11 protein-coding genes are annotated in these 13,102 nt (G+C 55.3%); 4 read left to right on the forward strand and 7 right to left on the reverse strand.

Going from position 1 to position 13,102, the window contains the following annotated elements; genetic code table 11:
- The first annotated feature begins 29 nt into the window (after positions 1–29).
- Entirely contained in the window at positions 30–527 is a 498-nt protein-coding gene (locus FLS37_RS08395) for a glycine zipper domain-containing protein (protein WP_232522546.1), read from the forward strand.
- On the opposite strand, the gene metF is transcribed toward FLS37_RS08395, so the two are convergent.
- Positions 524–1,414, reverse strand: a complete 891-nt coding sequence (gene metF / locus FLS37_RS08400) for a methylenetetrahydrofolate reductase [NAD(P)H] (RefSeq protein ID WP_157669441.1) — start codon at positions 1,412–1,414, stop codon at positions 524–526. The two genes, FLS37_RS08395 and metF, sit on opposite strands and share 4 nt — an antisense overlap.
- A gap of 248 nt (positions 1,415–1,662) precedes the next feature.
- Between metF and FLS37_RS08405 the strand changes: the two genes are divergently transcribed.
- On the forward strand, positions 1,663–3,474 hold the full coding sequence (locus FLS37_RS08405) for a chitinase (RefSeq protein ID WP_157669442.1): 1,812 nt from the start codon (positions 1,663–1,665) through the stop codon (positions 3,472–3,474).
- A 287-nt stretch (positions 3,475–3,761) separates the two neighbouring features.
- Here FLS37_RS08405 and chrA read toward each other — a convergent pair whose 3' ends face one another.
- The gene (gene chrA / locus FLS37_RS08410) at positions 3,762–5,108 is read right to left on the reverse strand and encodes a chromate efflux transporter (RefSeq protein ID WP_157669443.1); all 1,347 of its coding nucleotides are present in this window, start codon (positions 5,106–5,108) and stop codon (positions 3,762–3,764) included.
- A 226-nt stretch (positions 5,109–5,334) separates the two neighbouring features.
- On the opposite strand from chrA, the gene FLS37_RS08415 reads away from it, so the two are divergent.
- Positions 5,335–6,849 (forward strand): YiiX/YebB-like N1pC/P60 family cysteine hydrolase, encoded by a 1,515-nt coding sequence (locus tag FLS37_RS08415; protein WP_157669444.1) that lies wholly within the window; start codon positions 5,335–5,337, stop codon positions 6,847–6,849.
- Between the two features lie 51 nt (positions 6,850–6,900).
- Entirely contained in the window at positions 6,901–7,368 is a 468-nt protein-coding gene (locus tag FLS37_RS08420; protein ID WP_157669445.1) for a hypothetical protein, read from the forward strand.
- A gap of 522 nt (positions 7,369–7,890) precedes the next feature.
- Here the strand turns inward: FLS37_RS08420 and FLS37_RS08425 are convergent.
- From FLS37_RS08425 to FLS37_RS08445, 5 genes are all read right to left on the reverse strand, one after another.
- Positions 7,891–8,370: a hypothetical protein gene (locus tag FLS37_RS08425; RefSeq protein WP_157669446.1), complete on the reverse strand. Its 480-nt coding sequence runs from the start codon at positions 8,368–8,370 to the stop codon at positions 7,891–7,893.
- A 40-nt stretch (positions 8,371–8,410) separates the two neighbouring features.
- Positions 8,411–10,216: a bifunctional alpha/beta hydrolase/class I SAM-dependent methyltransferase gene (locus tag FLS37_RS08430; protein ID WP_157669447.1), complete on the reverse strand. Its 1,806-nt coding sequence runs from the start codon at positions 10,214–10,216 to the stop codon at positions 8,411–8,413.
- Positions 10,217–10,222: 6 nt separating this feature from the next.
- On the reverse strand, positions 10,223–10,858 hold the full coding sequence (locus FLS37_RS08435; RefSeq protein WP_157669448.1) for a lysophospholipid acyltransferase family protein: 636 nt from the start codon (positions 10,856–10,858) through the stop codon (positions 10,223–10,225).
- 104 nt (positions 10,859–10,962) lie between these two features.
- Positions 10,963–11,901: a phosphatidate cytidylyltransferase gene (locus tag FLS37_RS08440; protein ID WP_232522547.1), complete on the reverse strand. Its 939-nt coding sequence runs from the start codon at positions 11,899–11,901 to the stop codon at positions 10,963–10,965.
- Positions 11,894–12,535 carry a CDP-alcohol phosphatidyltransferase family protein gene (locus tag FLS37_RS08445; protein WP_157669449.1) on the reverse strand — a complete coding sequence of 214 codons (642 nt, stop codon included), beginning with the start codon at positions 12,533–12,535 and terminating at the stop codon, positions 11,894–11,896. The genes FLS37_RS08440 and FLS37_RS08445 overlap by 8 nt, the downstream gene beginning before the upstream one ends.
- Between the last annotated feature and the right edge of the window lie 567 nt (positions 12,536–13,102).

The raw sequence follows: 13,102 nt of genomic DNA on the forward strand, positions 1-13,102 counted from the left end.
TCTTTCAACGACAGATCAAGGAGCTTGCCATGCGCACCCGACACTATTTGCTCGGCGCCCTGCTCGCCCTCTGCACGGTACTGACAGGCTGCATCACTGCCGATTCAGCCAATGTATACAAGAAAAACGAAATGAAACAGCTGGCCACCGCGCGCGCTGGCGTGATCGAGAATGTGCGCGATGTGCAGATCGACGATAGCAGCACCAGCATCGGCTCGATTGTGGGCGCGGTGATTGGCGGTGTGGGCGCATCGTCCAATATCGGCAAGGGCAGCGGTACGGTGATTAGCGGCACAATCGGCGCTTTACTCGGCGGATTGCTGGGCAACCAGATTGAAAAGAACATCATGCGCAAACCGGCCAAAGAGCTGACCATCCATATGCACGATAATGGCGAGCGGCTGGTGGTGATTCAGGATGCCGATCTGGCACTAAGTGTGGGCCAGCAGGTTGACGTGATCAGCGATGGCCAGAGCGCCCGCATCGTGCCCAGCAACCGCGCGGCACCCGTAAAGAAAACACTTTAAACCACTTCAAGGGTATCGCTCTGCAGGGCAAGCTGATCATTGCCTACAGCCCTATACCCCAAGCGATGGCATATCGTAGACACGGCTGAGGCCGAGTTCAGCGTGTAAAAATGCAAGCCCGGTGCGCCATTGGCCAGCAAGCGCTCGGCCAGCTCGGTGACCACATCAAGGCCAAAGGCGCGAATCGATGCGCTATCGTCACCCAGCCCCTGCAAGCGCAGGCGCAACCAGCGCGGGATTTCTGCGCCGCACATATCCGAAAAACGCTGCAACTGGCTGTAATTCTGAATTGGCATAATGCCCGGCACAATCGGGATATTCACGCCGCGCGCCTGCACTTCGTCAACAAAACGGTAATACGCATCGGCATTAAAAAAATACTGCGTAATCGCCGAATCGGCGCCAGCGCGCACCTTGTTGATAAAGTGCGTCAGATCGGCCGCCGCGCTGACCGACTGCGGGTGAAATTCGGGATAGGCCGCCACCTCGATATGAAACCAGTCGCCAAATTCTTCGCGCAAAAAACTCACCAGCTCGTTGGCATGACGAAATTCGCCCAACCCGACCATGCCGGACGGAATATCGCCGCGCAGCGCCACAATATGCCGGATGCCGTGCTGCTGATATTGGCGCACGATGTCACGAATATTATCGCGTGTTGAGCCTATGCACGATAAGTGCGGCGCGGCGGCGAAACCGGCGGCACGGATCGCTTGCACGGCATGCAATGTGCCTTCCTGCGTTGTGCCACCGGCACCAAAAGTCACCGAAAAGAACGCAGGTGAAAACTGCGCCAGCTGCTGGCGGGTTTGTGCCAGCCGGGCAGCGCCTTCTGCGGTTTTGGGCGGGAAAAATTCAAAGCTAACGGGGCGTAATGGCTGGGGCATGACGATCACTTCTTGATTCACAATGCATGAACAATATCACCACAAACCATGTTTAATGATGAAATATATTCATTCTATACCCGTATTAGTCATATGGTTGTAAGCAGTAATTCTATTTTGCAACAAGCACTTGCCGCACGATTGCCTCATGAATCCGAATCACTTAGTATCAACTGGCCGAGAAAATTCGGCACCCATAGCGGCCACAGAATAGCCGCATACCGATAATAACTGGATGGAGACGTAAAATGACTCAACGCACCCTGATGCGTCGTACCCGTATTGCTGCAATCATTGGCGGGCTGATGCTCGCCGCCAGCGTCAGCGCAGCCACCTGGCAGGAAGGCAGCACGTATAGCGCAGGCACCGTCGTTGATTACAACGGCAAAACCTACAGCGCGCTGGTGACACACACCGCTTACTCTGGCGCAGGCTGGAATCCGGCCAGCACACCAACGCTGTGGAAAGAAACCGGTGTTAGCAGTCCAACAGCCAGCCCTGCACCGACGGCAACGCCAGTAACAACCCCACTAGCTTGCCCAATTGGCACGCCAAATCAGTTCGGGTATTGGGAAATTGTAAATCAGCTCACGTGCGAGAAACGCTGGGTGACGCTCGTTACGTTGACGCCACCGCCAACCCCGCACGACAATGCACCAACCCAGCCACCCGCCACGGCAACACCAGCGCCAACAGCGACCCCCATCACCGGAGTGAGCGCCTGGAGCAGCTCGGCGGTTTACACCGGCGGCCAGCGTGTGAGCTACAACGGCGCAGTGTACGAAGCCAAATGGTGGACTCAAAATAACGCACCGGGTGCCGATCAATGGGGCCCATGGAAACTGGTAAGCGGTACAACGGCGACGCCACCAGCACCAACCCCCACAGTGTCTCCAAAGCCTACATGCCCGCCATTTGGCCCCCCAGTTCCACCAGCGGGTTACACTTATAAATATACCTATGACGCCAATGGTTGCATGATTAATGCTGAGCTCATTCCAATTCCAACAACTCCACCTGCAGCCACAGCAACACCAACGCCAACACCAACACCAAACACCACCCCAGGTGCAGCAATCTTGCCCAAACACGCTGTCGTGGGCTACTGGCATAACTTTGAAAATGGCTCTGGCGTCATTCGCATCAAAGACGTACCGGATGAATACGACATCATTAACGTGTCTTTCGTCGAAGGCGATCCTTGGACCAAGGGCAAAGCCACGTTCGTACTGGACAAAGCATTTAACGAGGCCGAATTCATTGCCGACATCAAGGAAAAACAAGCCAAAGGCAAGATCGTACAAGTCTCGCTCGGCGGCGCTAACGGTACGATCGTGATCGACAGCCCGGCTGCACGTGAGGTGTTTATCCAGACTCTGGGTGACATCGTTGCCAAATACGGCTTTAACGGTGTGGACATCGATATTGAAAACAATCTGTCGATTGCCGCTGGCGAAGACTTCCGCAATCCAACCACGCCGCAAGTCGTGAATCTGGTTGCCGGTGTGAAAGCGCTGAAACAACGCTTTGGCCCAGGCTTTACGCTGACAATGGCACCAGAAACCGCCTATGTGCAGGGTGGTTATGGCGTATCTGGCGGTATCTGGGGTGGCTACCTAGGCATTATCCACGGCCTGCGTGACGAGCTGAACCTATTGCATGTTCAGCATTACAACTCCGGCGGCATTACCGGTAAAGACGACAAAGTCTACAACCAGGGTACGGTCGACTTCCAGGTAGCGATGACGGATATGCTGCTGACCGGCTTCAATGTGGGCCGTGACCCGAACAAGTTCTTCCCGCCGCTGCGCCCGGATCAAGTTGGTATTGGTCTGCCTTCGATCCCTGCTGCGGCACCTTCGGGCGGCTATATGAATAATGCCGAAGTGCAAAAAGCGCTCGACTGCCTGATGAAGCTGCAAAACTGCGGCAGCTACAAGCCAGCCGCAGCGCAGCCAGACCTGCGCGGCGTGATGACCTGGTCGATCAACTGGGACAAAACCAATGGCTACAATTTTGCCAAAGGTCACAAAGCGTATTTGAATACCTATCCGAAATAAACCCGGTTCTGCTTAAGGATTAAGCTTGACCCATTGGCATCTGCGTTCTGCGTAACGCAGGTGCCAATTTTTTTTCCGGGCGGTAACTTTGTTTGCCGACCGGTGCGATAAAATCAACACTGAATTTCGCCAAGCTTGCTTGGAATCTGCGCTGCTTTAACCGACACACTAGCTGAGTTCGCGATTACTAACATGCAGCTACTGAGTACTTTCATCGGCAAGGCACACTCTGGCCAGCGCTCTCATTAGAGGTCTGACCATCGGGCACACAGGCTTGTGGTGCCCGATTAGCCTGCCAGACCGCTCAGGCTGAGTACGCAGCCTATTAATGCACTACCCACGATCACCTCGATCACACCGCGCTTGAATTTGAACAAGGCCACAGCAGCGGCTAGCGCGATGGCGAGTGCAATCCAGTCGATAGTGCCGCCCTGCGGCGCAGGCCGGTACAGCACGTGATAGGCAAAAAACAGCGCCAGATTGACGATCACGCCGACCACGGCGGCGGTAATGCCCGTGAGCGGCGCGGTGAATTTCAGATTGCCGTGCGTTGATTCAACCAGCGGGCCGCCCGCCAGAATAAACACAAACGAGGGCAAAAAAGTAAACCACGTCACCAGACACGCGGCCACTGTACCGGCCAGAAACAGGCTGTCAGGGCCAAAAACGCCTTTCACATAGCCCCCGACAAAACCGACAAACGCCACCACCATAATCAGCGGCCCCGGCGTGGTTTCACCCAGCGCCAGCCCATCGACCATTTGCGTCGGCGTCAGCCAGCCATACTGCCCCACCGCACCCTGATACACATAGGGCAGCACGGCGTACGCGCCGCCAAAAGTCAGCAGCGCAGCCTTGGTGAAAAACCAGCCCATCTGCGTCAGCGTATGCTGCCAGCCAAAATACAGCGTCAGCGCAGCCATCGGCAGCGCCCATAAAACCAACCCGGCCAGCACTACACCGAGCAAACCAGCCCAGCGAAAGTGTGCGTGCGCCGGGGTGGGCGTGTGATCATCAATCAACGCCGGGCCATACGAGGCCTGCGCTGCCGCATGGCCGCCACCAGCCTGAAAATATTGCGGCGTGTAATGCCCGCCCAGCCATCCGGCCAGCGCCGCGGCCGCGACTGTTAGCGGAAAAGGCAGATGCAGGACAAAAATCGCGACAAAGGCGGCAATGGCAATCGCCCACAGCGCGCGGTTTTTCAGCGCACGGCCACCAATCCGGTGCGCGGCTTGCGCCACAATGGCCGTCACCGCCGGCTTGATGCCGTAAAACAGGCCGGCGACCAGCGGCACATCGCCAAATGCCAGATACAGCCAGGATACTGCCACCAGTATTGCCAGCGAAGGCAATACAAACAAGGCCCCTGCAACAATACCCCCAAGGCGTTTATGCATTAGCCAGCCAATATACGTCGCCAGCTGCTGCGCCTCCGGGCCGGGCAGCAGCATGCAGTAATTCAGCGCATGCAGAAAACGGCGCTCGGAAATCCAGCGGCGTTTTTCGACCAGCTCCTGATGCATGATGGCGATTTGCCCGGCTGGCCCGCCAAAGCTCACACAACCTAGCCTCAGCCAGAAACGAAAAGCCTGCCAGAAGCTCACGCCTCCCGTATCCTGCGGTGTATTCATTGCTTGTCCTAGTGGTGCAGAATAATGTCTGGGTCGAAGTTTACCCAAGCAGCATGCCAAGATCATGCAAAAGCATAGATTCAATGGTGCTATGCAAAGCAGTGCGGGCAATAAGCGAAGATGCGCAGTAAGGGGTTGCGATGGGCTGAAATCGGCACACTATCAGGGCAATTCTTTACAGATCGCGCCAGCAAGGCGATGATTTGCGCCTTGCTGGGGAGGTGATATGTGGCGTTTTATTCTTGGTCTGGTACTGACACTGGTCTGGCCGCTGAGTGTGCAAGCGAGTTCAAGTAGCAGTGAATTTGGCCAGCAGGTGGCCGATCTGGTCGCGCTGCGCACCGAGGCGTATCAGTTTGCCGTCAAACACAAGATCACCGAGCAGAAAACCCCGGCGCTGACCCGTGCGCAAAGCAACCAGATGCGCGAGCTGGCGCTGCGCTATATCGAATTGCGCGCACGTCTGCTGCCCTATGCCAGCGAGATGGCGCCGCTCTTTCAAACCAACGTCAAGCTCACGCTGAGTACCGAACACGCGACCAACGCCGAGCAGATTCTGAGCGAGCCGCCACCCAGCATCCAGCGCGGTATTCGCACTATCTACGTCAACCCCAACGACGCCAAAGGCATACGGCTGCTGCATGACATCCAGCGCGGTCTTGCTGCTGCGCTAGTGCTGATGGACAGCTACCAGATTGCCATCGAGCCCTACCGCGACAACGCCACCATCGGCTACTTGCTCACCTACGATGTGCGCAGCAAAACCACGCTGCGCGAGCTATCGAATAATTATTATTCGTCCGAATACCGGGTTCGCCTGCAGCGCGCCACGCAGTTTGTCGATCAGTTGATGGCCTATCGGCGCAGCCAGGGCAAAGCGGCCAGTGAGAACGAAAACAATTACTACGCACTCAGCCAGAGCACCATCTGGTACGTCACGCTGCATCAGGGCAATCCGCTGGCGCTCACCGGCTCATTGCGCCAGTTGTTCAATACAGTGGGGCAAGGCGAGAAAAAACTGCACAACACGCTGAGCTACGGCCTGAGTATGGGCTTTGGCAATATGATCGGTCTGGTCAAAACGCGGGGCGGCAAACTATCCAGACTCAAGCCCGATGAAGTGGCAGCGCTGGAAAAGCAGCTTAAACCGCTGGACATCTTGCTGGAAAAAACGCCATTCCGCCTGAGCGACAAAATGATTCCCGGTCATTACGGCCATGTGGCGATCTGGCTGGGCAGCGAGCAGGAATTGCGCGAGCTGGGCATCTGGTCGCAAATTCCGGCGCAATACCAGCAAAGCATCCGCGAAGGCGGGCGGATTGTTGAAGCGCTGCGCAGCGGTGTTACCATCAGCCCGCTACAACGCTTTCTGGACATTGACGATTTGCTGGTGCTGCGCCAGAACGGCGATATCCGTAACACGTATCAGAAGACCGCCGCGCTGACTGCGATTGAACAGGTGGGCAAGGAATACGATTTCAATTTTGATGTGCTAACGCATGAACGGATTGTCTGCTCGGAGCTGGCCTACGTGGTTTTCCCCGATCTGCCCTGGCCGCTGGCCAGAACACTGGGCCGCTATACCATCAGCCCCGATAATGTGGCGCAGCTGGCGATCCGGGAAAAGCCGCTGCTGGACCCGGTCATTATGTACCGCGACGGCACGCCGCTCAAAGGCGATTTGCGCAAAACACTGGCCAGGCTCATCGCACCGGAAAGCAGCATCATGGCGCAGAAGTAACGCTTGCCCGCGCAAGCCCAGATCTTTCTTAAAACTACGGAGTTAAGCCCAATGAATGAGCAGCTGAAATTACTCATTCTGGACGATCTATACCACGAAGACGAAGCCATTAAAGCTGCCATCGAGCACATAAACTCACTCAACCTAGAGGAGCTGGTTCGCGGCGAAAATCCAAAATACGGTTGGTACGACTGTATCCCTGAGGCCAGAGCATTACTGCTCGCAATCGAAATATCCCCGGCGCAGCTGGAAAAAGTCACCCTGCTCTCTGCTGAATGCTGCGACACCCACTTTCTCGTCATGCCCAACTGGGACGGCGAAGGCGAAGAATTCACCCTGACATCCTTCGAAGGTATAGAACAGCTTGTCAATCTGAAATGCCTTGAGTTTTTAGACCTTAGCAAAGTGAGCGACGCCGAGCTGCTACTCAAGCTCAAGCTTCAGAAAATCAACGAATGCCACGGCCTAAGCCCTGCACTCATCAGCCAACTGCGCCAGCAAGGCGTGCAATTCGAATGAGCCCTAACAGCGCTAGAGTATTGCCCTATTAACCAGGCTCCAATTCGCCTACAGCACAATACCCTTACAGCCTGGGTTTATATTCATCGCGGGAGTGGGCTTACCCGCAAAGACACACCCAGTAGCAATCCTTTCACTGACAAGAGCCCTCCCAGTAACGCCAATGCCGTTCACTTAAGCCGAGCGAGCAGCATTTTTTGATGTTTATTTTGCGTTTTCCTGTTGATCTTCGATAATTTGGTCGGTTTTGAGCCATAAATTCATCCGAAGATCATGAAAAAGCTTCGATTTCTAGCTAAGGAATCGAGGCTTGTTTCTTAAGTGAACGGCATTGCCCCAGTTACACGGCTTTTGTAGCTGCGGCATAGCACAGCGTATTTACACGGGATGAAAACGCTAGAAAAATACAGCAGGTACTGGGTATTACCCTACAGTCCAATTTTTACATGGGTTACAGAGCAATACCCCATCAGCTTCTTGCATGAATATCAAATTTTTTCAGCCCAAACTGGCTGTAAAATCCTACGCGCTAGCCTGCAAACCCAAGGCAGCACTCAACTCAAGAAAGCGCGCCAGCTTGGCGGTGCGAACCAGAACGACTTGTTTTTCGCCAGCCACTGATTTGCTGAAATCGACGACGCTATACGTCGGCGCAAGCTCGTCCTGCACTTTGGCCAAAGCAGCTGCCGCATCCAAACCGGCCAGATCAGCAACGGCCAGATCGAGTTCATCGTCGCCAAAAGCGTCAACGATTTGCGCATACAACGCGTCGATGTGCGGCGCGTGGAAAATCAGCCCGCCTTCCAACTGCTCCAGCAGCACCCATTCCCACAATGGCAGCGGGTACGATTGCTGATATTGCGACTCAGCGTCGTCTAGCAAATACGCCGCCGCATCGGCGTGCGCCTTGAGCACTTCATCACTCATCGCCGCAATATCTTCGGCATCGAGGCTGCCATCGGCAATGATTTCAAATAGCTCGTTGATGTGTTTTTGATTCATAAAAATCCTTTGCAAAGCCCGCTCTGGGCGGGCTTCAAATTTAGGGCATCACTTCGCCCAGAGCGTCGCGAGTGTTTGCACTGGCGACCGTTGGCGCGATTTTACGCTGTGCAATCGAAACGGTAAAAATTCCCCACTCGTCGATGCGCTGGCCGACTTTTTCAAAGCCTGCCGCAGCGACAAGCTGATCCATTTCAGCTTGCGTACGGCGACGCATCACCCACGCTTTACCATCCTTATGGCTGGTCAGCGTGCGGGCAATCATTTCCAGCTGCGGATGCCACGGCTGATTGGTGTAAACCAGATAGCCGCCTTCGGGAACGGCGGCGGCCAAACCGGCGAGCGAATCGCGGATGCCTTGGTTTTCGGGGAATAATTCGTACAGGCCGGACACCACGGCCAGCGTCGGCTGCGGGTCTAGCATTGCCAGACTCTCGCGATCAAAGGCATTGCCCTGGGCAAAGCGCGCCTTATCGCTCAGGCCGCGCTGCGCAATCATGTCCTGCCCCGCTTTAACGTTGATGTCGCTGTAGTCGCGCAGCAGCACATCATCAAACGGCAGGCCGTCAATCGCATCGAGAATATAGCGGCCATGCCCGGCGGCGATATCGACAATGCGCACTGGTTTTCCCGCCGCGTGCAGGCTGCGCACCGCGTCGCCAATTAATTCCTGCAAGTGGATTTTGCGCTGACGGATGCCGCGCCAGCCGACCGAATCGAGATAGGCTCGATCACCGAGCTTGCCCAGCGGCGTAATGCCGTTGGCCTGATTGCGGTACACATAATCGAGCGTCGAGCCCGAATCAAAACCGGTTTGCCAACCTAATTGAATCCCGCTGGATAATTTACCGATGCTCGCCAAAGTGCGGCGCGTAATGCCAAATTCCCAGCGCTTGGGGCTAAGCACGCTCAAAGGCTGTTGCAGGGAACGATACTCGTTATAGGTATAACCTTGAACGTCAGCCTGACTTAGATCAGGAGGCAATACCCCCTGATCGACTTTGGCGATAAAACTGCGGATCAGCACAAAGGCTTTTTCGCGTTCCAGCTCGCCCAAGGTGTCGTGGTAAAAGCCATCCAGAATGTGCTTTTCTTTGACGCTAGAGCCCAAACGATCAAAAAACGCGTGCTGCGGGCCGTGGTGCACCACAAAATCCGCGCCCGAAATCAGCACTTGCGTCGGCACGGTGATCGCGCCGGCGTCGTCGATAATGCGCTCGGCGGTGTCATACAGCGCCAGCAGAATATGCGAGGCAATCGGGCGCGTAATCAGCGGGTCGCGCTCATAGCTGGCGATGCGCTCGGGGTCGTGGCTCAGAAAGCGCGCTTTAACATAGGAATTGACAAAAAACTGGCCGCGCAGTTTTTGCATTAGCGCAATGCCGGTACGCGCCGCAGGTACGTAGAGTTTCACTTTAAACGCAGGAGCCGCCAGCACCAGCGCACGGATATTCGGCGCATAATCGTGAACCCACGTACTGGCCAGCACCGCGCCGACGCTTTGCGCGATAACGATAATGTCTTGCGGCGCGTAGCCGTGCTCATGCGTGATGTGTTTGATAAAGCAATCCAGATCGCGCACCGTGCTCGCCAAGCTCGGCGAATAGCCACGCTGCCCCTCATTGCGGCCATGGCCGCGCGCGTCCCAGGCAAAGAAAGCCGCATCATCCAGACCCAGCTCGTCAACAATATGCTGCACGCGGCCGGAGTGCTCGTGTCCGCGATGCAAGAGCACCACCGCTCGCCGTGCCCCACCCTCGCCCACCGCAGGCCAGTGACGGTAAAAAACCCCGTGCTGATCAAACGATGAAAACTGCTTTTCCTGGCATTCACGGATTTGACGCATCAGATCTTACTCCTGTGTTGGAACAACTTTCTTGCGTAAATATTGAAACTGCTCGGTAATTTCGGCTTTAAACAAAGGTCGCTCTGGCCGCCACGGCAAAACCCGGCCAATGGCAACATCGACAAAAAATGGAATCGGTAACCATTGCCCGCGCCCCATCGCGCGGCCAAGGCCGTGCATATACACCGGCACAATGGGCGCATTAGGAAACTCCTGCGCTAGATACCACAGGCCGGATTTAATTTCGGAGAGCTGCTCAGGCTCGCCGCGCGTGCCTTCAGGAAACAGTATTAATACCTTGCCTTGCTGCAGCACTTCGCGGCAGCCGGCGAGCGGATCGCTACCTTTTTTGGCGGTGCCGCGCTGCACCGGAATAATGCCGATCACCTGCGTGGCAAACCACGCCAGCGCACGGTTGCGCAAAAAATAATCCGCCGCCGCAGCCGGGCGGACATTAGCGATGTCTTTTAAATCAAACAGCGAATACAGCGTGAGAATGTCGAGGTGGCTATTGTGGTTGGCGATCACAATGGCTGGGCCTTGGTGCGGCAGGCGATCGGCGTTGCGCACCGTCAGCCCCAGCCACAGCCGCACGACAGGGCGCGCGATCAGCAGGACGAATAAGGTTCTGAGGTTAAACATGCCCCTCCTCGTTGCCGAAAAATGCGGCCTTCGAAAGATTTCGAAATCCAAAAGCATGCAGGCAAGGCCGTAACAACGCAGCATGCATGCTTTTGCCTTCACTTCTAGAAGTAGAGGTAACGGATAAAGTGGTAAAACAGTGGCGCGGTATAGGTGAGCGAATCGAGCCTGTCGAGTATCCCGCCATGCCCCGGCAATAACGTTCCCGAATCCTTGACGCCCAAATCGCGCTTCACCGCCGAAATCACAATATCGCCAATAAATCCCATGGTGCCGATCAGTACGCCAGCACACGCAGCATACAGCGGCGAAAGTGGTGTCAGATACGGCGCGATCAGCCAGGCCAGCAAGGTCGTCGTGAAAATCCCGCCCAGTAATCCACCCAGGGTTTTATTCGGGCTAACCGTCGGGCTGGCTTTGCGTCGACCGATGGATTTGCCCCACAGATACTGCGCGACGTCATTGGCTTGCGTCAGCGCGACCAAGAAGAACACCAACTTCGCGCCTTCTGCAGGCGAACCGGGTAAAGTGAGCAACGCGGCCAGATGCGAGAGGCTAAAGACGCAAATCATCAGGCCCCAATGCAAGCTAGACGCCGATTGCAAAAAGCCCTTGGTTTCGCCAATCAGCACCATGCGCATCGGCAACAGTAACAACATATACACCGGAATAAACAGTACAAACATGCCGTACCACGAAATGCCGATCCAGAAATACTGCAGCGGAATCGCCAGATACGCCCAGAACAGCACCACATGGTCGGCCTGGCGGGTGTTCGATAGCGTTAGATATTCTTTAAACGCCAGAAAGCTAATCAGACCAAATACGGCCAGTGCAATGTGCAATTGCCCGATCAGCGTGAGCGAAAACACCAGCACAATCCACCACCAGGTGTTAATCCGCGCTTTAAGCTCGCGCCAGTCCTTGCCGGGATAACGCACGCCCAGAAGGGCTATCGTGCTGCTGGCCACAAGCAGTAGCGCAAATACGGCAAGCAGTGCCCAGCGCAGCGCTGGTGCCATCTGCAGCAGAAAGTCAGGCATGTTTTACCTCGCTTAACATGGCGCGGGCGCGCTTGACGCAGGTGAGCAGCAATAACAGCGTGAACGCCGCAAACACCCAGCTCAGCAGTGATGTGCCGCTGGGCAGCCAAGCCAACCCATGCGCCAGCCCCAGCACGCCCAGTGCAAAAGCACGGTCACTTTTACCCAGCGGGCCATCGTAACGGCGGCTTGCGCCCAGCATGGGGCCGAGCACTGCGATGTATTCGGTCAGCATGGATAAAATCAGCGACGCCAGAATCAGGGGCACGGCCAGCGCCTCATCCAGATACCAGGCCAGAATCATGAATGGCAGTAGCAGCGCCGCATCGGCGAGCACATCACCCACTTCGTTCAGAATTGCGCCCAGATGGCTTTGCTGCCCGTGCTCACGTGCCAACATACCGTCAATCGCGTTCAAGGCCATGCGGATAAACAGCCAGACTGGTAATAACAACCAGACCCAGCGTGCTTCACTGTGCAATAACGTAGCCACACACAGCAGTATGCCCAGCGCCACCGAAACCAGCAGCGCGGCCATAGTCACCGCGTTCGCAGTGACACCCAGACGTGCCAGCTGACGCACCAGCGGCCGTAGCAGCTGCTGAAAAGCGGATTTGAGTTGATAAATCGACATTCATTGGGGGGCCAAAGTCATGATGCCGACATTATTATCATCGTTTTAACGTAATTGAAACCCGCAAGTGATGTAAGTTGCAGGTCCAGGTTTGGACACACTCGAAACGCCAAGCGATTATTTTTTCTGTAAAAACAGGCATTTCCCTGCCGAACCGGGTTAAAGTAGCCAAAATTTGAACTGATAATTCAAGGGCTTAAACCATCAGTACAAACCTGTAGATCACGGCGGCTTTCACATCATGCCTAAAGCGGATCAGCGGCATGCGCAGGCGCTGCTCTGTGTAAAAATACAGCGCAGGGGCAAAAAAAAAACCGACCCAAGGGTCGGTTTCAAATCAAGAGCAAATACTCCCGATGTGCGCAAAAATCAGTTAGAGAAACTCTAACCACAGATCAAATGGTTCGTAAAAACCAAGCAACTGCTCGCCAAGATGGGCACCTCAACCAGCAGATCAATCTGGGAAGGATAATACCAGAAGAGCTTTGCCGATTAGAATAGTGCTGCGCCAAAATTGTGCGCTATACCACATAGAAACCGCATAAATACTGGAAAAGTAAGGGATTA

The organism is Chitinibacter sp. GC72 (assembly GCF_009760905.1).
In the GTDB taxonomy this organism is placed as follows: Bacteria; Pseudomonadota; Gammaproteobacteria; order Burkholderiales; family Chitinibacteraceae; genus Chitinibacter.

Excerpts from the sequence above, each read along its gene's own strand:
- FLS37_RS08430 (WP_157669447.1), bottom strand. The coding sequence starts at position 10,216 with ATGCGTCAAATCCGTGAATGCCAGGAAAAGCAGTTTTCATCGTTTGAT.
- metF (WP_157669441.1), bottom strand. The coding sequence starts at position 1,414 with ATGCCCCAGCCATTACGCCCCGTTAGCTTTGAATTTTTCCCGCCCAAA.
- FLS37_RS08395 (WP_232522546.1), top strand. The coding sequence starts at position 30 with ATGCGCACCCGACACTATTTGCTCGGCGCCCTGCTCGCCCTCTGCACG.
- FLS37_RS08420 (WP_157669445.1), top strand. The coding sequence starts at position 6,901 with ATGAATGAGCAGCTGAAATTACTCATTCTGGACGATCTATACCACGAA.
- FLS37_RS08425 (WP_157669446.1), bottom strand. The coding sequence starts at position 8,370 with ATGAATCAAAAACACATCAACGAGCTATTTGAAATCATTGCCGATGGC.
- FLS37_RS08435 (WP_157669448.1), bottom strand. The coding sequence starts at position 10,858 with ATGTTTAACCTCAGAACCTTATTCGTCCTGCTGATCGCGCGCCCTGTC.
- FLS37_RS08440 (WP_232522547.1), bottom strand. The coding sequence starts at position 11,901 with ATGCCTGACTTTCTGCTGCAGATGGCACCAGCGCTGCGCTGGGCACTG.
- FLS37_RS08405 (WP_157669442.1), top strand. The coding sequence starts at position 1,663 with ATGACTCAACGCACCCTGATGCGTCGTACCCGTATTGCTGCAATCATT.
- FLS37_RS08415 (WP_157669444.1), top strand. The coding sequence starts at position 5,335 with ATGTGGCGTTTTATTCTTGGTCTGGTACTGACACTGGTCTGGCCGCTG.
- chrA (WP_157669443.1), bottom strand. The coding sequence starts at position 5,108 with ATGAATACACCGCAGGATACGGGAGGCGTGAGCTTCTGGCAGGCTTTT.
- FLS37_RS08445 (WP_157669449.1), bottom strand. The coding sequence starts at position 12,535 with ATGTCGATTTATCAACTCAAATCCGCTTTTCAGCAGCTGCTACGGCCG.